Here is a 21,051-nt window from a genome sequence, read left to right as displayed (position 1 = left end):
TTTTTCGTCTAGACAAACACCATCGTCGGTGGCTCGTGCATCAGGAAGTCACGATGCGAGATATTCCAGGCATAGGCCCCGGCCAGGGGAAAGACCAGCAGGTCGCCCACCGCCAGTTCGGCCACCGGCTGCTGGCTGGCCAGCACGTCCTTGGGCGTGCAGAGCTGGCCGACCAGGGTCACTGGCTGATCGACGATCTGCGCCGGCCGCTCGCCGCGCACCACCAGGAAAGGATGGTCGTGGCCCTGTGCCGCCGGGGTACGGAAGTGGTGGGTGCCGCCACGGCCAATGGCGAAGTACTGGCCGTGGTTGCGCTTGATGTCCAGCACCTGCATCAGGTAGTAGCCGCAGGCCGCACTGATGAAGCGGCCGATCTCGAAGCGGATGCGCACCGCGCCCATGTCCTCCTCGTCGATCAGTTGGCGCAAGCCCTGGCAGAACAGCGGCCAGTCGAACGAGCGCCGGGCGTCCTGATAGTCGATACCCATGCCGCCGCCGACGTTGAGCAGCGACAACGAGAGTCGATGCGCCGCGCACAGCGCGCGAAAGCTGCGCATATAGCTGCGGATCAACTGCAGGTGGGCGCTGACATCCAGCTGGTGGGACAGCAGGTGGAAGTGCAGGCCCTTGAGTTCCAGCCAGGGCGCCTCGCGCAGCAGCGCCAGCGCCTCGCTCAGCGCCGCCTCGTCGAAGCCGAAGGGGGTGGGTTTGCCGCCCATCACCAGGCGACTGTCCGGCGCCTCGGCGAGCTTCAGGTTGAGCCGCAGCAGCACCGGCGCACGCCGACCCTGGGCGGCGGCGATGTGCGCCAGGCGGCGCAGTTCGTTGAGGCTCTCGACATGCAAGGCCTCGACGCCGCAGTCCATGGCGGCCGCCAGTTCGCTGTCGAGCTTGCCGGGGCCGCCGAAGATCAAAGGCTGCTCTGGGCAATGCTGATACAGCCAGCGCAGCTCGCCGCCGGAGGCCGCCTCGAAGCCGTCGACCAGCGGCGCCAGGGTGTGCAGAATCGGCGCCTCGGGGTTGGCCTTGGCGGCATAGAACAGCTCGCAGTTGGCCGGCAGCAGGGCGCGCATGGCACCTGCATGCGCGGCCAGCGCCTCGAGGTCGTAGAGGTAGGCGCACAGCGGCTCCTGTTGCTCGGCGCGCAAGCGGGCGATGGCCTGGTCGATCCGTGGTGGCAGGCTCATGGGCGTTGCCCCAGGCGCGCGGCGGTCAGCGGGTTGGGCAGGGCGGTGTAGCCGGCTTCGCGGTCGGCGCGCAGCAGCAGGCGGGTCATGAAGTTTTCCTTGCTCGGCAGCGGCGCGCCGGCGCACAGCTCACGTAAGGCGGGCGGGTCGCCGAGCTGCTGGCATTGCAGCTCGAGCAGTTCGGCGATCTGCCGCCACAGGCGTTTCTCCAGGTCGGCGTCGCTGCCGGCCAGGTGGAAGATTGCCTCGCCCAGGTTGTTCACCAGCGCGCAATAGGCCACGCGTTTCCAGGCCTTGTCGGCGTCGTAATAGAGCGAAGCGCGGGTGCGTTCGCCGAGGTGGCCGAGTTGCTCGGGCGTCCAGTGCTCGGGCACCAGCTTGCTGCCTTCGAGGTCGCGAATCCACACCCGGCAGGGCAGGCCGTTGGCGTCGAAGCCGAGCAGGGTGTTCTGCAGGTGCGGTTCGAGCACCACGCCGCGGCGGAACAGGCAATGCAGCACGCCGCCGAGCAATTGTTCGGCATAGCCGGCGAGCCAGCGCCGGGCGGCTTCGGGGTAGTCGACGCCGCACCGCGCGGCATAGCGCTGCACCAGGGCCTGGCAGACGCTATGGCCGTCCAGGGTCCAGGTGAACAGCGCCATCGCCACCTGTGGCCGGTAGCGTTGGCGGCAGGCCGCGTCGAGGTTCTGGCGGTAGAGAATGCCGAAGCATTCGGTGACTTCGCGGGCCTGTTCCGGGCTGCCCAGGGCGCTCAGGTCGAGGCTGCTGGCCGCCGGTTCGGGCATCAGCGCGAAGCCCGGCTGCAGCTCGGTCAATTCGTCCATCAACGGCCTCAGTAGCTGAGTCAGGGCCACCGCGCTGTCCAGTTCGTACCAGGCGTTCTTGCGCACGCAATTGGTCAGGCGGACATGCACCGAGAACTTGAGGAAGTAGGCCAGCTCGGGGTGATAGAGGGTGCGCACCGAGGAGGTCGGGTACAGGGCCAGGCCCTGTTGCCCCAGGTGCTCGAGCAGGCCGAGCTGTCGGGCGCGCCGGACCAGCGGGTCGGCCAGCACGCGTTCGACTTCCCAGGGGTGGCAGGGGTAGAGGTCGTCGCGGCCGCAGAGCTGGCGCAGCGCCGCGCGCGGGTCCTGGCCCTGGTGGCGGATCAGCGCCGGATCGACGCGGAACCAGTGCAGGGCGAACTGTGCGCCGACTTCCGGCGAGCAGGCCAGCAGGTCGGCTTGGGACACGCCTTCGCGGCTCTTCGGCGTCGGGTGCAGGGCATGACCCCAGATCTGGTGCTGCTCCGAGGCCAGCAGGCTGTCGCCGGTGGCCTGGTTGGCCGCGCCGGCGTGGCGCAGAAAGGTGCGGGTGATCTGCAGGCTGTTGTCGATCTGCTGCAGCAGTTCGCCGTGACGCTCCGGGCCGTTGAGCGGGGCCAGCAGCAGGCGCGCCAGCTCGCCGGCATCGAGTGGGCGCCAGCCCTGGCCGTGGCGCTTCAGATAGGGCGCGCAGACGAAGCGGCAGCGACCGAGCACGCTGGCGTGCTCGGCACGCAGCACCAGCCGCGCGCCTTGTGGCAGGCGGATGCAGACGCAGCGTCCGGGGCGCTGGCGCAGGCTCATCGGCAGGTCCTCGGCGTGGCTGTCGAGGTCCGCTTCGCCGCGGGGCAGGGCGTATTCGCGCAGGTAACAGTTGAGCAGGCTTTCGATGGCGTGACGCTGGGCGTCGCCGTCGAGGGCGTGCTCGCGCAGGGACAGGGTGTTCGGTGCAAGGCTCATGCTGGAAGCTCCCGTGACAGTAGGACTAACGGACGCGCCAACAACAGTGCCGCGCAAGCGGCCACACAGGCGACGAGGAAGGGTGAGGCGTTACCGTAGTGCTGGCTGGCCAGGCCGGCCGCGAGGCCGGCGCTGGTGCCGGCCCATTTGCCGCTGGCATCGAACCAGCCGAACAGGCGCCCGGCGACGCCCTGGCGGCGACGCTGGCTGAGGCAACGGTGCAGGCCGACGAAACCGAGCAGCATGCCGGCGCCGCTGAGCAGGCGCAGGGCGAAGAGCCACTGCGCCTGGTCGCAGAAGAACTGCAGGGCATTGCCCAGGGCCAGCAGCAGCAGGCCGGCGACCAGGGTGTTGGCGCTCTGCCGCTGCGCCCAGGGCAGGGCGAGCAGGTAGACCAGATGCGGCAGGCTGTAGAGCAGGCCGATCAGCGCGTCGTTGGCGAGCCCCAGGCTTTCGCCGTAGGGAATGAAGTAGGGCAGGGTCACCACCATGGCGAAGCTGAACAGGAACTGCACCCCGAGCAGGCGCAGCAGATCTGCCGGCAGCTCGGCCAGGCGCCCCGGCGCCGTGGCGGTGCCCGGTTTGTGCTGCGGCGTATCGGCCGGCAACGGCAGAATCAGCGCGAACGCCAGCAGCGGCAGCCAGGCCAGGTAGCGATACAGCTCGATGCCCAGGCCCTGGGCCGTGAGCAGGCCGAGCAGGATCGGCCCGCTGATCAAGGCCAGGCGCGCCGAGTACTGGGTCCAGTTCAGCGTCCGCGACAGCTCGCCCTCGGCCAGTTGTGTCGCCAGGTAGGCGTTGGAGGCCGCCATGGCGCCGCCGAAGCCGCCCTGAATGATCAGCGCCAGGACGAACAGCTCCAGGCTGGGGCTGAAGCCGGCCAGCAGGAAGCCGGCGAACAGCCCGGCATGGGCGCGCAACAGCGACAGGCGGCAACCGTGACGATCGGCGAAATGCCCCCACAGCGGCGCCGCCAGGGCGGTGCACAGGGTCGGCAGGACGAACAGCACGCCGATGCTCCAGGCCGGCGCATCCGGCGCCAGGTCGGCAAGGATGCGCGGCATGAACAGCGGAATGCCCAGGGCGGTGAACGCCGAGAGGTAGTGGCCAAGCAGGACGCTGGCGATCAGTCGGCGCTGCATGGCGCCTCCAGCAGGAAGTTCGCCGCGCTGTAGCCGTAGAACTTGTTGATGTCGGCGGCGCCGCAGTGCTCCTTGCTCAGCAGGCTGCCGGCGCTGAGCAGGTATTTCACCGGCAGGTAGGGGCTGTCGAGCAGAAAGCGCCGGGCCTCGGCGCAGGGCAGGCCTTCGCGCTCGAGTTGCTCGAGGCAGGCGTGGAGTTGCTCGCGCAGGCTGGCGTAGAGCTGCGTGCGCGGCGCCAGGCCGGCCTCGGCGATGGCCTCCAGCGGCGCGACCAGGTTGAGTTGCAGGGTGATGGTGCAGAACATCTCCGCCAGGGCCTGGCAGCCGTCGACGCGGATGCGCGCATCGCGCAATGCCGCGGGCCATTGCGCCAGGTCCGGGCAGGCGGCGGCGAAGCGCTCCGGCCACAGCCGCGCCGAGTCGTTGTCCTTCATCAACAGGCGCAGTGGTTGGCCGGTCTCGAAGATCAGCACGGCGTTCTGCTGATTGGCCTCCAGGGCGATGCCGTAGCCCAGCCACAGGCGCAGGTGCACCTGCAGCAGCAGCTCCAGGTAGTCGTCCAGCCAGCGTTGCAGGTCGCCGCCATGGAAGCGCTCGATCAGTTGCTGGACAAACAGCCGGCCGTCGCCCAGCGGGCTGGCCAGGGCGGCCACCGGCACCAGGGTGGCGGCGCTCAGCGCGCCGGGATAGCGGCGCACTATATAGGCCAGGTGAGCGTGCTCGGCCACGTGCCCGCCATGCTGTTCATCCACGTGCAGGTAGCGTCGACCCAGTTGCGGATCGCGCGCGGCCAGGGCCTGCAGGCAGGTCTGGAACCAGTGGCCGTCGTACAGGGTGCTGGGCTTGATCAGGCGCAGGTTGCGCGCGCCGAGGGTGCGCACCAGCAGCGGCAGCTTGATATGCAGGTCGGGCTGCTCGACCAGCGCCAGGGTGCGCACCGACAGGGTCGGCTGCACTTCCAGCGCCGTCAGCGGCGCCCTGATCGCGCCCTCGGGCAGGCCGTGGGCCTCGAGTTCGGCCCAGGTCAGCGGGTGCACCGGCAGCAGCGCATGGCTGCTCGCCAGGGCACTCGGCAAACCCAGTTGCTCGAGGCTCGGCCAGCCCGCTGGCGGCGCGCTGCTCAGCTGCACCGCACTGCGCGGCAGGGCCAGCCAGTGCAGCTGGAAGCGTGGGGCGAATTCCGGCGCATAGGCTTGCAGTGCCGCCTCGTCGAAGCCGCTCTTGGCCCGCGCGGTGGGATAGAAGGGGTGGTCGAGGTAGCTGGCCAGGCGGTCGATGCCGAGCAGGCGCTGGCCCCAGTCGGCGAGGTCGAGCAGCTTGCCCAGGCTTGCCGCCTGCTGCCGGTAGGCGGCGCGGCATAGCGCGCGGTGCGCCACCGCGCAGTCGGCCTCCTCGCGATAGGCGTCGAACAGGCGCCGGCTGGCGCTGTCCAGCCCGGCGCCGAGGTGTTCCAGCCAGGTCGCGTAGCCGCGCTGCAGCCGAACCTGGTCAGCCACCCGCACCAGCCAGGCGTCGCCGAGCGCGCTGAGTGGCTGCAGGGCGCCGCCGCGGCGCACCGGCAGCCAGAGTTCGCCGTCGATCAGGTGGCTGATGCGCAGCCACAGCGGCGCCGCGGGCTGCGGCCAGTGCCTGGCCAGCTCGACCGGCAACGGCTGCGCCTGGCCGCGGCTGAGCAGGGCGCGAATGTCCTCGCGCAGACAGCAGTCGATGATGCGTTGGCCGATGGCGGCCTGGTCGGAGTCGCGCAGGCTAGCGTTCATACCAGCTCCCAGTGCAGGTCGGCGAGGGCCGCGGCGAAGTGCGCCTCGAGGCTGGCCGCATCCGGGGCGATCAGACGCAGCACGCCGAGGTAGTCCTTGTTCGAATGGCTCAGGCGAACCTCGTCGCCGACCGCGCGCAGGGCGCGGTAGTCGAGCCAGTGGCCGTCCTGCTCGCGGGCGACGCTGGCGGCCGCCCGCTGCACCCGCCCCGGCTTGTCGGCGAGCAGGTAGTGCACCAGGGCCGCCTGGTCACTGCCGGCCTGCGCCTGCAGCGGTTCACCCAGGTGCAGGGCGAGGATGACGTCGAACCAGCCCTGCGGCAGCAGCCGGTCGAGGAGGAACTCGCGGCCGTCGCCGATGCTGCGGTAGTTGATCTCCACCAGCACCGGGCCCTCGGCGGTGAGGATGAATTCGCTGTGGCAGGCGCCGAAGTTGATGCCGAACGCGGCGACCTGGGCCAGCGCCGCGCTGCGCTGGGCACGGCTGACCGGGCCGTTCCAGCGCGCGGCCAGCTCGACGAAGTGCGGCGCCGGCGACAGGCTGACGTCGAAGCCGCCGATGGCCTGCAGGCCGTGCCCGTCACCAAGGGTCTCCAGGGTGAACAGCGGGCCCTCGAGGTAGGCCTCGAGCAGCAGGCTGCGACCGGGCTGCTGCTGCCAGAAGCCTGCGCAATAGCCGGCCAGCTCGATGGCGTCATGGCACAGGCGCACGTCCAGGCTGGCGACCCCTTCGCGCGGTTTGGCCACCAGCGGGTAAGGGGCGTCGGCCGGCAGCGCGGCGCCCGGCGTCAGCACCTGGAACCAGGGGCAGGGCAGGCCCAGGCGTTGCAGGCGTTCGCGCATCGCCGCCTTGTTCTTGGCCGCGTAGCACAGCCGCCAATCCTTGCCGGGGCAGTCGAACAGCTCGGCGACCAGCGCGGCGGCGGTCTGCAGATGATCGCTATTGGAAAACACCGCCGCCGGGCGCAGGCCGTGGGCGTTGAGCAGCTCGACCACCGCCAGCGGGTTGAACACGTCGCACTCCAGGACCTGCACGCCTGCGCCTGGCAGTGCCGTGGCGGCGAGTTGCCGGCGGTGTTCCTGGGCCTGATCGGTGATCAGCAGCAGCGGCTGGCCACGCTTGAGCGCCGCGGGCAAGAAGCCCTCGGTGACCGCGAGGTGGACGATATGGCTGAGGATGACGATGGGCCCTGGTTGAGCAGTCCTGCTAGGCATGGCGAATCTCCTTGAGGCAGCCGCCTGCCGAAGGGGTCGTCGGCGACGACCCCTGGGCGAGTGGCTGCGTTGTGGTAAGGCCCCTAGAACAAGGGCCGGGGGTGGATCAGAAGCTGTAGTTGACGCCCAGGGTCAGGGTCCGGCCGGGTGCCGGCTGGCGGCCCCAGGGGCTGGTGTCGATACCGCGGAAGTAATACTGGCGGTCGAACAGGTTGCTCACCCCGGCGGAGGTGGTCAGCAGGCTGCCGTCGTCGAGCTTGAACTCGCGTTCGATGGCGGTGTTCCACAGCCAGTAGGCGGGCAACTCGCCGACCGTCGCGGCGGCATTCTCCGCGTGGCTGTTGGCCGCGTCGGTATAGGCGCTACTGACGTAGAGACCGTCGAGGCTATAGGTCCAGGCTTCGGCGAAGCGGTAGCGGCCATCGACCGTCAGTTGATGGGCGGAGGCGAAGGGCACTTCGTTGCCCTTGAACGCGCCACTGCGCTGTTCGCTGTCCAGATAGGCGTAGCCGGCGTGCAGATCGAGGGTCGGCAGTGCCGCGGGGGTCCAGAACAGTTCGCTTTCGATGCCCTGATGGCGGGTGCTGCCGAGGTTCTCGAAGCGGTCGTTGCTGCGGTTGTATTCGATCTGATCGTCGAAATCGATGCGGTACAGGCCGAGGTCGACGCGCAGGCCGTTCCAGGGCGTGTAGCGCACGCCGGTTTCGTAGTTCCAGGCCAGCTCGGCGGCGACGTCGCCGTCCTTGACGATCGAGGTGATCTGCGGCACCCGCAGCGAGCGCTGGGCGTTGGCGTAGACGAACCAGTCGTCCGTGAGTTGATAACCGGCGCTCAGGCCCGGCAGCCATTCCTCGGCGACGGTTTCGCGTTCGACCCCGCTGACGCCATCGGCATACTCCATGCGCGCGTGTTCGTAGCGCACCCCGGGGGTGATGGTCAGACGGCCGTCGAGCAGTTTCAGCTCGTTGCTCAGGTACACCGCCTTGGCCTCGTCGTCGAAAGTCCAGTCGCGGATCACGCTATGGGCGCCAGTGCTGAGGTTCTCGCGGTTGACCTTGAAGTCGACGTCTTCCTTGACCAGGCGCGCGCCGAGCAGCCAGGTCTGGTCGAGGCTGTCGCCGTCGATGCTCAGGCTCAGGCGCGGCTCGCTGCCCCAGACGCGGAAATCGCGCGGGGCGTCCTGGAAGGTGGTCGGGCTGGCATCCGGGGTGAAGGGCAGGCCGATGAGGAAGTTGCGGTAGCTATGCTGGGCGAAGTTGGTCCAGCTGAATTCCACCGCATCGAAGGGGCCGATGGCGCCGAGGTACTGGTTGTAGGTGCCCCAGACGCGGTCGCTATCGCCCTCGAAACGGTCGAGGTCGCGGGTCGACTGGCGCGGGTCGTCCTTGTAGTCGGCGACGCTGAGGGCGCCGGCCAGGTCCAGGTCGGCCTTGTAGCGTTGCACGCCGAAGCTCAGGCCGCGGCTGTCGTCGATGTCCCATTGGCCGCGCAGGCGGTAGTTCTGCACCTCGCTGTCGGAATGCTCGCGGCCGTATTCGCCGCTGACGGTGTTGAGGTCCAGTTGCAGGCCGAAGTTGTCGGTCAGGTAGCCGCCGGTGCCCAGGTAGCTGTCCCACAGACGGCGCCCGCCAGGGGCGAAGGTGGCCTTCTCCTGCAAGGTGGTTTGCCAGGTTTGCGGGATCGGCTTGCTGATGAAATTGATCACCCCGCCGACGTTGTTCGGGCCGTACTGCACCGCCGCGCCGCCGCGGACGATATCGATGCGATCGACGGTCGCCAGGGTCTGCGGAAACAGCGACAGGCTGGTCTGGCCATAAGGTGCGAGCGACAGCGGGATACCGTCGGAGAGCACCTGGGCGCGGCCGCTGCGGCTCTCGTAGAGGCCGCGCACGGAAATCTGCGGCAGGGCGCCGGTGCCGGTCTCATCGAATACCTTGATCCCGGGGACGCGCTGCAGCGCGTCGTCGAGGCCGCGCACGCTGGCTTTGCTCAGCGCTTCGCTGTCGACCTGGCTGCGGCTGCCGGCATAGCGGCGCACCTCCTGGTCGCTGGCGCTGCCGAGCACGTCGCCCTTGATCACCATGGGCGTCAGGGTGGTCTGTTCCTTGCGCGTCTCGGCGAGCGCGCTGTGGGCGATGGCCAGGCTCAGCAGGCTGAGGGGCAGGGTAAGCAATCGAACGGAGTGGGTCATAGGGACTTCATCGAGGTTCAGGGGTGGGTTTTCAGGTCATGCAGACGGGTCTTCAGGGCGCTGTGCAGCAGGCCGCGGTCTTCGCCGGCAAGAAAGCTGCGCACGCCCTGGGCGCGCCAGTGCTGCTGGTGTTCGCGGGTGCGCGGGTTGGCGCAGAAAGGGATGCCGGCGGCGCTGCAGGCGGCGGCCATGCCCTGCAGGGCTTGCCAGACCTGGGGGTGCAGCGGCTCGGGGCCCAGCTGCAGGTCGAGGGCCAGGTCCAGCGCGCCTTCGAGCAACATGCCGAGGCCCGGCAGGACGAGGATTTCCGGCAAGGCGGCGAGCCCGGCGGCGCTTTCGATCATCGGCACGATGCGCGGCTGGTGATTGCTCAGCGCGATGTAGTCGGCCAGGGTCAGGGTGCCGAAGCCGGTGCTGCGCCCGCCGCTGATGCCGCGATTACCCAGGGGCGGGAACTGCGCGGCGGCGATTGCGCGGGCCACCTCGGCGGCGCTCTCGACCCGCGGCAGGACGATGGCCTCGGCGCCGGCATCGAGCAGCCGGCCGATCAGCTTCTCGTCCACCTGCGGCACGCGCACCCAGGGCGACACCCCGGCCGACTCGCAGGCGCGCAGGCAATGCATCAGCTCGTCACCGCCGCGCAGCAAGTGCTCCATGTCGAGAATCACGAAGTGGTAGCCGGCAAAGCCGATCATTTCGCAGAGCAGCGGCGAGGCGACTGAGTTGAGTAGGCCGTAGACCTCTTCGCCGCGATCCAGGCGGGCGAAGACGGGGGAGTGACGAAGCATGGCGACACCGTAATCCTAACGATTGGCTAATGATAATGCTTCTCGTTTAAGAATGTAAGTGTCTTTTGCCGGCGACTGGCACTTGCCGATGCCGGCGCGCTTAGCGGGCTGGGTTCTCCCGGGCCGAGGGCATCCCGCCGGGCGCCTGCGCCAGGGCGCTGCGCAGGTGCTGCTCGAAGCGCTCGACGATCGCCGGCCAGCCCTGTTGGGCGGCGTGCCGACGGGCGTTCAGGCGGATCCGGCGCAGGTGCTCCGGATCCTCCAGCAGCCAGCCGGCGGCGTCGATGAAGCCCTGCTCGTCGGCGGCGCGGGCCAGGGCGCCGTTGTGCCCGTGGCGGATGTGCTGGGCGGCGGCGGCCTGGTCGAATGCGACCACGCCGAGGCCGGAAGCCAGCGCCTCGAGCACCACGTTGCCGAAGGTTTCCGAGAGGCTGGGAAACAGGAACAGATCACCCGAGGCATAGTGCGCCGCCAGCGTTTCGCCGCGCAGCATGCCGCAGAAATGCGCATCGGGCAGCTGCGCCCGCAGGCTGGCGCGCTGAGGGCCATCGCCGACCAGGATCAGCTTCAGGCGTTGCTGCGGGTGTGCCTGCTGCAGGGCGCGAAAGCTTTTGACCAACAGTGCCAGGTTCTTCTCCGCGGCCAGGCGGCCGACATGCAGCACGGCGATCTCCTGATCCTGCACGCCCCAGCCCTGGCGCAGGACGCTGCAGCGCCGGGCGGGGTGGAACAGCTCGCCGTCGACGCCGCGGGCAAGCAGCTCCAGGCGCTCGAACCCGCGGCGTTGAAGCTCGACCTGTTGGCTGGCGCTGGGCACCAGGGTCATCTGCGAGCGGTTGTGGAACCCGCGCAGGTAGTGGGTCAGGGCGCGGGTCAACAGGCCGAGGCCATAGTGCCCGCTGTACTGCTGGAAGTTGGTGTGAAAGCCGCTGACCACCGGGATCTGCAGGCGCCGGGCGGCACGCAGGGCGGATAGGCCGAGGGGGCCTTCGGTGGCGATATAGAGCACGTCCGGACGACGCAGTCGCCACTGGCGCAGCAGCTTGTGCAGGGCCGACTGACCCCATTGCAGGCCGCGATAGCCGGGCAGCGGCCAGCCGCGGGTGAGCAGCAGCTGCTCGTCGCTGACCCGGACGGCATCGGCATTCTGCCGCGGCCGTACCAGTTGCACGCGATGGCCGCGCGCGCGCAGGCCATCGACCAGGCGACCGAGGGTATTGGCCACGCCATTGATTTCCGGTGGGTAGGTTTCGCTGATCAGGGCAATAAACAGGGGGGATGTGCTCATGACGGCAGTGTCGGCTGCCGCCATGTAGTGGATATGACGTTAAGGTTGCGACTTGGTGACGCCGGACTCCCGCTCGCGCACCCAGAACAGGGTGGCGCCGGCCACCGCCGCCGGCATCATCAGGATGTTCAGCCCGGGGATCAGCAGCGCCGCGTAGGTGATGCCGCCGAAGCCCAGGCTCTGCCAGCGCTTCTCGCGCAGCCAGGCGAGCATATCCTGCCAGCTCATCTTGTTGTTGTCGGCCGGGTAGTCGATGTACTGGATAGCCATCATCCACACGCCGAACAGCAGCCACAGCGGGGCGGCGACCAGATTGACCACCGGGATGAAGCTGAGGATCAGCAGGCCGATGGCGCGGGGCAGGAAGTACAGCAGCTTGCGCGCCTCGCGGGCCAGGGTGCGCGGCACCATGGCCAGCAGCTCGGCCCAGCTGAACGGCGGCAGGGTGTCCTCGCCGCGCACCACCACCTCGACCTTCTCGGCGAGAAAGCCGTTGAATGGGGCGGCGATGATATTGGCCAGCATGGTGAAGGTGAAGAACACCATCAGCAGCACCAGCACCACGAACAGTGGCCAGAGGACATACTCGAGAAAGCTCAGCCAGTCCGGCAGGCTGGGCATGAAGGCGTCGACCCAGCCGCCGAACTGTTGCACGGCGAAGCCGATCAGGGCAACGAACAGGATCAGGTTGATGGTCAGCGGCAGCAGCACGAACAGCCGCAGGCCGGGGCTCAGCACCAGTTTCAGGCCCTCGCTCAGGTATTGTGGGCCGGACAGTACGGGAGCAGGCATCGGGGGTCTCCACAGGATAGGGGTGCGCCGACCTTACCGGCTTTGCCGAACCGGGGAAAGCCTGACGCAGGGCCGCTCAGCGCTGGCGGCTGGCCTGGTCGGCGCGGTACACGCAGGCCCGATTGCGTTGCTGTTTGGCCTGGTACATGGCGCTGTCGGCCGCCTTGATCAGGGCTTCGGCTTCGCTGGCGTGCTCGGGGAACAGGGCGATGCCGATGCTGGGGGAGACGAAGTCGATGCGGTTGCCATCGAGCTCGAAGGGGCTGACCAGGGCCGCGAGCAGGCGCTCGGCGAGTTTCTCTGCCGCCTCCTGGTTGCCGCTGGGCATCAACACGGTGAATTCGTCGCCGCCGAGGCGATACAGGCGATCCGCCTGGCGCAGGCAGTTGCGCAGGCGCTCGGCGACGGCGATCAACAGGGCGTCGCCGATGGCATGGCCGAAGCTGTCGTTGACTTCCTTGAAGCGGTCCAGGTCCAGGTACAGCAGGGCCAGGATGCCCCCTTGCTGGCGGGCGCGCTGCAGGTTGGCGCTCAGCTGCTCGGTGAAGGCCTTGCGGTTGCACAGGCCGGTCAGTGGATCGCGCAGGGCCATGTCGAGCAACTGGTTCTGGTAGGCCACCTGGTCGCTGATGTCGCGCAGGATGCCGCGGTAGCCGACTACCGCGCCGTCGGCGTCGTGGATCGGCGAGACGCGGGTCTCGAAGTGGCCGATGATGCCGTTGCCGCGCTGCAGCGGGGCGATGAAGGCGGCGGTGTCGCCTGCATCGGCGTCACGGGCCCGGCTGAACTGTCTGCTCGCCCGTGCGACTTCCTCGGCGCTGAGTATGTCCTTCAGGGTGCGGCCGATCAGCTGCTCGCTGGAGTAGCCGAGCAGGGGCCCCAGGGCGCGATTGACCGTGAGGATCCTGCCGCGGGTATCGAGCTCGAAGTAGCCATCCTGAATCGAGTCGAGAATCGCCCGGTCGCGGGCCTCGCTCTGCTCCAGGCGTTCGAGCATCTGGTTCAGGGCCGTGCTGAGGCGCCCCAGCTCGTCGTTGCCCGGGTCGCTCAGGCGCGGCAAATGGGCGTCGTGGCCGATCGCGGCGACTTCCTGCTGCAGGCGCTCGATGCGCTGCAGGACCCAGAACTCCAGACCCAGGTAGACCACCAGCATGGCGCACAGCGCCACCAGCAGGGCGGTGCCGAGAAAGAAGCGAATGGCGTGCTGGCCCTCCTGGTAGAACCGCCGCGGCAGGGTGACAGCGATCTGCAACTCGGCCTCCTCGGAGCTGTTGGGGAACAGCAACTGCACCCGCTGGAGGCCGGCCTCGGGCAGGCTTCTCGGACTCATCAGCGCGCCGCTCGAGGTCTCGCCCTTGGCGCTTGGCAGGGGCTGCCAGCCGGCGCCCGAGGATTCGGCCGGCTGCAGCAGCAGCTTGGCCTGGGTGCGCTGCTGCAATTGTTGCAGGCGCTGGCCCTTGATGAAGTAGCCGGCGACCAGGGTACCCACCGGCTTGCTCGTGCCTTGGCTGTTGATAATCGCGTGGCTGAGCAGCAGCGTGGGGGTGGCGTCCAGCATCAGTAGCTGTTGGTGGAAATGCCGCGGTTCGCTGTCGCTATCCAGCCTGTGCAGCTGCCGGCTGCGCTGCACCAGCGCGTCGCGCAGGCTGGCGCGGTCGGGTGGCGGCGCGCCGACGCTGGGCTGCTGGAGCGGCCAGAGTTCGCCCACTACCTGCATCTGGGGCGTCAGAAACAGCACGAAGTCGAACGCCTGGTTGATCAGGGCGTCGGTCTCCAGTTGCTCGCGCAAGAAGCCGCCTTCGGGGTGCTGGACGAATGCATAGCTGTCGTCCCACAGGGCGTAGCTGCGCACGATATTCAGGTGGCGCAGGAGTTCCGTATCCAGGTACAGGTTGAGCTGACGGGCCTCGCCGAACAGCGCCTGCTCGTCCTGCTGATCGAAGCGTTGCAGCAGGATGCGTTCGGACAGGGCATAGACGACCAGCAGCGTCAGCAGCAGCAGCGGGGCGAAGAGCCAGAGCAGGCGGTTGCGCAGGGTCATGCCGGTGGTTCCTGCGAGGGGCGGGAATCACTGGCAGTATAGCCACGGCAAGGGTGCCGGCGGCCGCCATAGGCAATGCCTATGCACGGAATTGGCAAAGGGTATTTCCGTGCCGGACGCGAGCTGAGTAGGCTGCCGGGCAGCTACTGGTCAGCACACGCCTCCCGTGCTGGCCAGCCCCTCTTTCTTGCGCCGGCACCGCGACCGGCAGGAGTCCGCCATGTCTGCACCCCGTCATGCCCGGGTCATCATCCTCGGTTCCGGCCCGGCCGGTTACAGCGCCGCCGTCTATGCAGCGCGGGCCAACCTCAAGCCCCTGCTGATCACCGGCCTGCAGGCCGGCGGCCAGCTGACCACCACCACCGAGGTCGACAACTGGCCGGGCGATGTCCATGGCCTGACCGGGCCGGCGCTGATGCAGCGCATGCAGGAGCATGCCGAGCGCTTCGAGACCGAGATCGTCTATGACCATATCAATGCCGTGGACCTGGCAGGAAAGCCGTTCACCCTGGTCGGCGACAGCGCCACCTACAGCTGCGATGCGCTGATCATCGCCACCGGCGCCAGCGCCCGCTACCTCGGCCTGGCGAGCGAGGAGGCCTTCATGGGCAAAGGCGTCTCGGCCTGCGCCACCTGCGACGGCTTCTTCTACCGCAACCGCGAAGTGGCGGTGGTCGGCGGCGGCAATACCGCGGTGGAGGAGGCACTGTACCTGGCCAATATCGCCAGCAAGGTGACCCTGGTGCACCGCCGCGAGACCTTCCGCGCCGAGAAGATCCTGCAGGACAAGCTGCAGGCTCGGGTCGCCGAGGGCAAGATCGTGCTTCAGCTCAATGCCGAGGTCGACGAGGTGCTCGGTGACAACCTGGGCGTGACCGGCGTGCGCCTGCGCAACCGGGATGGCAGCGCTAGCGAGCTGCGGGTCGATGGTCTGTTCGTGGCCATCGGCCACACCCCCAACACCTCGCTGTTCGACGGCCAGCTGGCGCTGCAGGACGGCTACCTGGTGGTCAACGGCGGCCGCGACGGCAACGCCACCGCCACCAGTGTGCCCGGGGTATTCGCCGCCGGCGACGTGGCCGATCATGTCTACCGCCAGGCCATCACCTCGGCCGGCGCCGGCTGCATGGCGGCGCTGGATGTCGAGCGCTACCTCGACGGTCAGTAAGGCGCGAGCGCAACGAAAAAGCCCCGCCAGTGCGGGGCTTTTTTTGCCGGAAGTCGACTCAGGCCTTGCGGGTCAGGGGCAGGCGCTCGAAGTGCACGCCGCCCAGGCCGGTGTCCATCAGGGCGCGGATATTGCCGTGATCGCTGCCGTCCGGGGTGGCCAGCACGCTGCGGTAGTGCTCGCCGAAGCACAGCAGGGTTTCTTCCAGGCTCAGGCCTTCGAGCAGGGCCAGGCCCAGGGTCTTGCAGGAGCCTTCATTCTGCCCGGCGGCGTTTTCCACGGCGCCATTGCGAAAGGCGCTGGGCTGGTAGTCGTAGTGTTCGGCAATGAAGGCCAGGGTGTCGGCGAAGGCAAAGTGCTCGTTGTGCAGGTGCGCGCGGAAATCGTTCAGTGCGCTCATGCTTTGTTGCCCTTGTCGAAGGCGGCCTGCTGCTCGGCGCTGGCTTCCTTCTGGTACTTGGCCTTCCATTCGCTGTAGGGCATGCCGTAGATCTCCTCGCGGGCCTGGTCGGGGCTGACCTGCAGGCCGAGGTCGTCGGCGGCGGCCTTGTACCACTTGGACAGGCAGTTGCGACAGAAGCCGGCCAGGTTCATCAGGTCGATGTTCTGCACATCGGGACGGCTGCGCAGGTGTTGTACCAAGCTGCGAAAGGCGGCAGCTTCGAGTTCGAGACGCTCTTGCTCGGTCATGGCGATGCTCTCAGGGGCAGGCGGGTGAATGTGCCGGCGATGATAAAAGCCTGCTGGCATGGCGGCAATGGTCCCGGCACGTTGCCCCGGCAGCCGGGCGCTGCGCCCCTTCGTCGCGTTTCAGCGATGGCTGGCGAGGGTGATCGACACCGATTCGGCGAAGCGCAGGGCATGCGGCTTGTCGACCTCCACCTCGGCGTAGCGCACCGCCTGATGTTCCATCACCAGGTCGAGGATTTCCTGGGTCAGGCGTTCGAGCAGGGCGAAGCGGTTGCCTTCGACGTGCTGGATGATCGCCTTGGTGATGGTGCGGTAGTTCAGCGCGTGGTCGATGTCGTTGTCGCGCACGGCCGCGTTCGCTGGGTAGAGGATGGTCAGGTTGATCAGCACATCCTGCTTGTTGTTGATCTCTTCCTCCTTGATCCCGATAAAGGTGCGCAGGCGCAGGTCCTTGACCCGAATTCTGGCCATGCCCGGTTCCAGTCGCGGCATTGTTAATTGCTCCGTCCGATCAGTTGAAGGAATTCCTGGCGGGTGTTGGTCGACTCGCGGAAGGCGCCGAGCATCACCGAGGTACTCATCAGCGAGTTCTGCTTCTCCACCCCGCGCATCATCATGCACATGTGCTTGGCCTCGATCACCACGGCCACGCCGGCGGCATTGGTGACCTGCTGCACGGCTTCGGCGATCTGCCGGGTCAGGTTCTCCTGGATCTGCAGGCGCCGGGCGAACATGTCGACGATCCGCGCCACCTTGGACAGGCCAAGCACCTTGCCGGTGGGGATATAGGCGACATGGGCCTTGCCGATGAACGGCAGCAGGTGGTGCTCGCACAGCGAATACAACTCGACGTCCTTGACCATCACCATCTCGTCGTTGTCGGAGGCGAACAGTGCACCGTTGACCACTTCCTCGAGGCTCTGCTGGTAGCCGTGACACAGGTACTGCATGGCCTTGGCCGCGCGTTTCGGGGTGTCCAGCAGGCCCTCGCGCTCGGGATTCTCGCCGATGCCCAGGAGTATTTCGCGGTAGTGGTCAGGTAGTTGGTGGTTCATGGATCGATCCTCGCGGCGAACCTCATTTGAGGTGGCGGCCGCCATTGACGGTAAGGGTAGTGCCAGTGACGTAGGGGTTGTCCAGCAGATAGCGCAGGCTCTGGTAGATCACCTGGGGGCCCGGCTCGATGCCCAGGGCCGACTTGGCCAGGGCCTTGGCCTGGTAGGCGGCGTCATCGCCGGGGTTGAACATGATCAGGGCCGGGGCGATGCCGTTGACCTTGATCGCCGGGGCCAACTGGGCGGCAAACGACAGGGTCAGGCTGTCCAGGCCGGCCTTGCTGGCGCAGTAGGCCGGACGCTTGGCGCTGCCGCGGCGGGCCACGTCGTCGCTGATGTGGACGATGTCGGCGGGGTTCGACTGGCGCAGCAGATCGGCGCAGCGCAGGTTGATCAGGTAGGGCGCGAGCATGTGCACGCTGAACAGGTGCTGGAAGCTCGCTGCCTCCTGGCCGGGGACTTCGTCGAGCCAGTCCGAGGCGTTGTGGATGATGGCGCGCAAGGCATCGGTGTGGGCGCGCAAACGGGTGATGAAGTTCTCGATGCCGGACTCGCTGGCGAAGTCGGCGTGCAGGGCGAGGGCACCCCGTGCGCGCAGTTGGGCGACGCCCTCGCGCTCATGGCGGTAGGTCACAATCACGTCGTGGCCGTCGTCCAGCAGGCGCTCGGCGCAATACAGGCCGATTCGCTGGCTGGCGCCGGTAATCAGGATCGGAGCTGTGCTCATGGGGTCTCGGTCTGTTCAAGGAGGTGGTCTGGCGACGTGGCACCTGGGTGCCTGGCCGGTCGAGCCAGGGCATCACCCGGGACAGGCGTAAAGTTATACCAAGGATGCAATTTGTACAACCATGTTGGTCGAGGGTGTGGGCTGGCCTGTCATTGTCTGGGCAGCGCCGTGCGGGCGTTCTGCCCGATTTTTCGGTCTGAGTCTGGGGGTGTGAATTGTCCCGTTCGTGTACAGGTTTGCCTTTTTGTACAGCTTTTTTGTTCGGCGAAAGTCGGCGATCCCGGCCTCGGGATCGAGCGCGGTCGTCGCCGTGGGCCTTCTCCATGGCGGCTCAACAGCGACCGGCAGGCGCCGCTGGCCGGGCCGGAACCGCTTGTTGTATAGCGTTGGTACAATGAAAGGCCTTCTGCGCTGAGTTACAATGAGCGCACTCTTTTTCGCCACGACGGCTCGCCCATGTCCGAACTCGTTGCCGCATCGCCCCTAGCCTCGAGCGCCCTCAAGCAGGAAGAGCTGTTTCCGATCCGCGAGGTTTCCCGACTCACCGGCGTCAATCCGGTGACCCTGCGGGCCTGGGAGCGGCGCTACGGGCTGATCCAGCCGACGCGCACCGAAAGTGGCCATCGCCTCTACTCGCAGGCCGATATCGAGGCGGTACGCAGTATCCTGGCGTGGATAGAGCGCGGCGTGGCGGTCAGCAAGGTGGGCAAGATCCTGGCCAAGAGCAGCGCGACCAAGGTCGCCAGCGCGCCGGTCTACGAGGAGGTCGCCGCCGGCGAATGGGCGCAATGGCAGGCCCAGCTGCGCGGCGCGCTCAGCGCCTTCGACGAGGTGCAACTGGATCGCCTGTACGGCCAGATCTTCTCCAGCTACCCGCTGCCGGTGGTGTTCCAGGACATCCTGATGCCGGTGTGGCAGGACTTGCTGTTGCGCCAGGACGACTTCGGCCAGACCAGTGAGTGGCTGATGCTCGATACCTTCCTGCGCGCCCGCACCCTGCAGCGCCTGCAGGTCCTGCGCAGCCAGGCCGAGGCGCGGGTGCTGCTCGCCGCCTTGCCCGGCCATTGCCGCGAGCTCGAGTTACTGGTCACCGGCCTGCTGCTCAGCACGCCAGACATCTCGGTCAGCGTGCTGGGCGTCGGCCAGCCCCTGGAAGAACTGGCGCTGGTCTGCGAGCGCATGCAGCCGCAGGCGCTGGTGCTGTTCACCAACCTGCCGCCGAGCGACGAACTGCCGCGCGTGCTGGGCCGTCTGGCGCTGGCGCTGGATTGTCCTCTGGTGCTGGCCGGGGAGGGGGCGGAGCTCGCCGAGGACTGTCTCAGCGGGTCGCCGATTGCCTGCCTGGGCAGCGAGGGGCGTCTGATGCAGCGCCGCCTGCAGCAGTTTCTCGCCGGCCACCTGGACACCTGAGCGCGGCCGCTGCGGCGCCGGCGAGCCTGGTCGATTCTTGTACCGGAGGTATAACTATTCCCGCCGTTTGCACGCCTGCGCTGTCGGCTGCCACATCACGCGGCCAGCGTCTGGCAGCAGTCGCGGGCGTTAGGCGCTGTGCGCCTGGGGGAAATGGGAGCGGTGCCGCTGGTAGATGAAGTGCTGCAGACGCTCGCGGCCGCGCCGATTGAGCGGGCGCATGCGGTAGGCGAGCAGGCCCTGGGGGGTGCGTCGAACCAGGGCGGCCTGGATGGCGACCGGCTTGTGGTCGCTGAGCGGCAACATCAGGCTGATGCGTCGCGGGGGCTCATGCTTGGCCCGCTGTTCGACCAGCAGCCCGCTCATCGACACCTCCCGTACCCAGAGGTTACTCGGTGTGGCGTCGCGTTGGCACAGGGCCACCGCCGGCTCAAGCGGCAAGCGCCAGGCGCGGTCGACCGGGCCTTCGTCATAGATCAGCGGCGTGCCCAGTTCCAGGTGCTGCGCGTGTTGCGCATCCTCGACCAGGTGCGGGGTGAAGGTCAGGCGCTGGTTGGCGAAGTGCGCCTCTATGGTCAGTTGCTCGTGGGCCGCGCAATGGGCGAGCAGGGCCTTGACCTGGCCGCCGGCATCGACCAGCAGGTCGGGCCTGGACTGATCGCTGGCGGCATCGGGCTTGTTCTGCAGCGATTGGATGAAGTCCAACTCTGCCTGGGTGAGTAGCGGCTCTGCTTGCATGATGGCTTTCCACGCAAAGGAATCGGCAACTCCTAAGACAATAGAATAGCCCGTTTGTTACGGCGGCCCTGGGCCGATCGAAGCTAGGCCTTGAGGCGGGCCAGTTCGGCTTGCAGGCTCGCCACCTGCGCTTCCAGTGCCTCGACCCGCTGCTGGGCCTCGACCTGCTCGGTGACGTCCTTCTGGATACCGATGTAGTAGGTCAGCTGGTCGGCCTCGTTGAACACCGGGGTAATCGACAGTTCGTTCCAGAACGCGCTGCCGTCCTTGCGGTAGTTGCGGATGATCTGCCGGCAGGGCTTGTGGTGCTTCACCGCCTGGCGGATCGGCTCCAGCCCGGGCTGGTCGCGATCATCGCCCTGCAGAAAGCGGCAGTCCTGGTAGAGGATGTCCTCGCTGGCATAGCCGGTGAGCTTCTCGAAGGCGGGATTGGCGTAGATCAGGATGTTGTCGTCGCCTTCCTGTTCGGCAACCACGATGCCGTCGTTGGAGGCGTTGATCACCAGCTGCAGCAGTTTGGCGTTGATCATGAGGCGAATTCCCAGTCCATGTCGGTGCATTCTAAAACATCCGGAAGGGCTGTCCACTTGCGGCATAATGCCCGGCGATTTCTGCATGTCTCGGAGTAGTTCTATGAAAGTCGCCATCCTGTCCGGCTCGGTCTACGGCACCGCGGAGGAAGTCGCCCGGCACGCCGAGCGCCTGCTGCGCTCGGCCGGTTTCGAGGCCTGGCACAACCCGCGCGCCAGCCTCGAAGAGCTCAAGGCGTTCGCGCCCCAGGCGTTTCTGGCGGTGACCTCGACCACCGGCATGGGCGAGCTGCCGGACAATCTGCAGCCGCTGTACTTCGCCATTCGCGATCAGCTGCCGGCCTGGAGCGGCTTGCCCGGGGGGGTGATCGCCCTCGGTGATTCCAGCTACGGCGATACCTTCTGTGGCGGCGGCGAGCTGGTGCGCGAGCTGTACGCCGAGCTGGGCATCGATGAGGTGCTGCCGATGCTGCGCCTGGACAGCAGCGAGAGCGTCACCCCGGAAACCGATGCCGAGCCCTGGCTGGCCGAATTCGCCGGCGCGCTGCACGGCTGACTTCGACGATC

Annotated in this window: 20 protein-coding genes; 3 read left to right on the top strand and 17 right to left on the bottom strand. The window is 67.7% G+C overall.

Translation table 11 applies throughout. From position 1 onward, the window contains the following. Positions 1-8 precede the first annotated feature (8 nt). The 10 genes from AB5S05_RS16030 to AB5S05_RS15985 form a co-directional block, all read right to left on the bottom strand. Positions 9-1,187 (bottom strand): type III PLP-dependent enzyme, encoded by a 1,179-nt coding sequence (locus AB5S05_RS16030; protein WP_369288516.1) that lies wholly within the window; start codon positions 1,185-1,187, stop codon positions 9-11. After that, complete coding sequence (locus tag AB5S05_RS16025; RefSeq protein ID WP_369288515.1) at positions 1,184-2,950, bottom strand: IucA/IucC family protein; 1,767 nt, start codon at positions 2,948-2,950, stop codon at positions 1,184-1,186. Before AB5S05_RS16025 ends, AB5S05_RS16030 begins: the two co-directional genes overlap by 4 nt. Next, positions 2,947-4,092, bottom strand: a complete 1,146-nt coding sequence (locus AB5S05_RS16020) for an MFS transporter (RefSeq protein ID WP_369288514.1) — start codon at positions 4,090-4,092, stop codon at positions 2,947-2,949. The genes AB5S05_RS16025 and AB5S05_RS16020 overlap by 4 nt, the downstream gene beginning before the upstream one ends. Further along, positions 4,077-5,852 carry an IucA/IucC family protein gene (locus AB5S05_RS16015; protein WP_369288513.1) on the bottom strand — a complete coding sequence of 592 codons (1,776 nt, stop codon included), beginning with the start codon at positions 5,850-5,852 and terminating at the stop codon, positions 4,077-4,079. Before AB5S05_RS16015 ends, AB5S05_RS16020 begins: the two co-directional genes overlap by 16 nt. Then, on the bottom strand, positions 5,849-7,066 hold the full coding sequence (locus AB5S05_RS16010; protein ID WP_369288512.1) for a siderophore biosynthesis protein PvsA: 1,218 nt from the start codon (positions 7,064-7,066) through the stop codon (positions 5,849-5,851). Before AB5S05_RS16010 ends, AB5S05_RS16015 begins: the two co-directional genes overlap by 4 nt. 106 nt (positions 7,067-7,172) lie before the next feature. After that, positions 7,173-9,257 (bottom strand): TonB-dependent receptor family protein, encoded by a 2,085-nt coding sequence (locus tag AB5S05_RS16005; protein ID WP_369288511.1) that lies wholly within the window; start codon positions 9,255-9,257, stop codon positions 7,173-7,175. Positions 9,258-9,274: 17 nt separating this feature from the next. Continuing rightward, positions 9,275-10,045: an HpcH/HpaI aldolase family protein gene (locus AB5S05_RS16000; protein WP_369288510.1), complete on the bottom strand. Its 771-nt coding sequence runs from the start codon at positions 10,043-10,045 to the stop codon at positions 9,275-9,277. Positions 10,046-10,145: 100 nt separating this feature from the next. After that, entirely contained in the window at positions 10,146-11,357 is a 1,212-nt protein-coding gene (locus AB5S05_RS15995; protein ID WP_369288509.1) for a glycosyltransferase family 4 protein, read from the bottom strand. A 15-nt stretch (positions 11,358-11,372) separates the two neighbouring features. Further along, positions 11,373-12,125 (bottom strand): sulfate transporter CysZ, encoded by a 753-nt coding sequence (gene cysZ, locus AB5S05_RS15990; RefSeq protein ID WP_369288508.1) that lies wholly within the window; start codon positions 12,123-12,125, stop codon positions 11,373-11,375. A gap of 76 nt (positions 12,126-12,201) precedes the next feature. Further along, on the bottom strand, positions 12,202-14,166 hold the full coding sequence (locus AB5S05_RS15985) for a sensor domain-containing diguanylate cyclase (protein WP_369288507.1): 1,965 nt from the start codon (positions 14,164-14,166) through the stop codon (positions 12,202-12,204). 220 nt (positions 14,167-14,386) lie between these two features. Here AB5S05_RS15985 and trxB point away from each other — a divergent pair, with 220 nt between their 5' ends. Then, positions 14,387-15,334 (top strand): thioredoxin-disulfide reductase, encoded by a 948-nt coding sequence (trxB, locus tag AB5S05_RS15980; protein ID WP_369288506.1) that lies wholly within the window; start codon positions 14,387-14,389, stop codon positions 15,332-15,334. A gap of 58 nt (positions 15,335-15,392) precedes the next feature. Here trxB and AB5S05_RS15975 read toward each other — a convergent pair whose 3' ends face one another. The 5 genes from AB5S05_RS15975 to folM form a co-directional block, all read right to left on the bottom strand. Beyond that, positions 15,393-15,734 (bottom strand): HopJ type III effector protein, encoded by a 342-nt coding sequence (locus AB5S05_RS15975; RefSeq protein ID WP_369288505.1) that lies wholly within the window; start codon positions 15,732-15,734, stop codon positions 15,393-15,395. Continuing rightward, the gene (locus AB5S05_RS15970; protein WP_369288504.1) at positions 15,731-16,024 is read right to left on the bottom strand and encodes a DUF1244 domain-containing protein; all 294 of its coding nucleotides are present in this window, start codon (positions 16,022-16,024) and stop codon (positions 15,731-15,733) included. Before AB5S05_RS15970 ends, AB5S05_RS15975 begins: the two co-directional genes overlap by 4 nt. Positions 16,025-16,144: 120 nt before the next feature. After that, positions 16,145-16,516 carry a dihydroneopterin triphosphate 2'-epimerase gene (gene folX / locus AB5S05_RS15965; RefSeq protein WP_369288503.1) on the bottom strand — a complete coding sequence of 124 codons (372 nt, stop codon included), beginning with the start codon at positions 16,514-16,516 and terminating at the stop codon, positions 16,145-16,147. A gap of 2 nt (positions 16,517-16,518) precedes the next feature. Further along, positions 16,519-17,079 carry a GTP cyclohydrolase I FolE gene (gene folE, locus AB5S05_RS15960; RefSeq protein WP_369288502.1) on the bottom strand — a complete coding sequence of 187 codons (561 nt, stop codon included), beginning with the start codon at positions 17,077-17,079 and terminating at the stop codon, positions 16,519-16,521. Between the two features lie 22 nt (positions 17,080-17,101). After that, positions 17,102-17,806: a dihydromonapterin reductase gene (folM, locus tag AB5S05_RS15955; protein WP_369288501.1), complete on the bottom strand. Its 705-nt coding sequence runs from the start codon at positions 17,804-17,806 to the stop codon at positions 17,102-17,104. A 456-nt stretch (positions 17,807-18,262) separates the two neighbouring features. On the opposite strand from folM, the gene AB5S05_RS15950 reads away from it, so the two are divergent. Next, a complete protein-coding gene (locus AB5S05_RS15950; RefSeq protein ID WP_369288500.1) occupies positions 18,263-19,216 on the top strand; it encodes a MerR family transcriptional regulator in 954 nt (317 codons plus the stop codon). Positions 19,217-19,345: 129 nt separating this feature from the next. Here AB5S05_RS15950 and AB5S05_RS15945 read toward each other — a convergent pair whose 3' ends face one another. Next, positions 19,346-19,954 carry a hypothetical protein gene (locus tag AB5S05_RS15945; protein WP_369288499.1) on the bottom strand — a complete coding sequence of 203 codons (609 nt, stop codon included), beginning with the start codon at positions 19,952-19,954 and terminating at the stop codon, positions 19,346-19,348. Positions 19,955-20,037: 83 nt separating this feature from the next. Further along, positions 20,038-20,484, bottom strand: coding sequence for a PAS domain-containing protein (locus tag AB5S05_RS15940; RefSeq protein WP_369288498.1), 447 nt, complete (start codon positions 20,482-20,484; stop codon positions 20,038-20,040). A gap of 103 nt (positions 20,485-20,587) precedes the next feature. Between AB5S05_RS15940 and AB5S05_RS15935 the strand changes: the two genes are divergently transcribed. Then, positions 20,588-21,040 carry a flavodoxin gene (locus AB5S05_RS15935; protein WP_369288497.1) on the top strand — a complete coding sequence of 151 codons (453 nt, stop codon included), beginning with the start codon at positions 20,588-20,590 and terminating at the stop codon, positions 21,038-21,040. Positions 21,041-21,051 lie beyond the last annotated feature (11 nt).

Source organism: Pseudomonas zhanjiangensis (genome assembly GCF_041027545.1).
GTDB classification, from domain to species: Bacteria; Pseudomonadota; Gammaproteobacteria; order Pseudomonadales; family Pseudomonadaceae; genus Aquipseudomonas; species Aquipseudomonas zhanjiangensis.
Note: the sequence above shows the minus strand (reverse complement) of the source record. Positions and strands in the feature narration are given on the sequence as shown.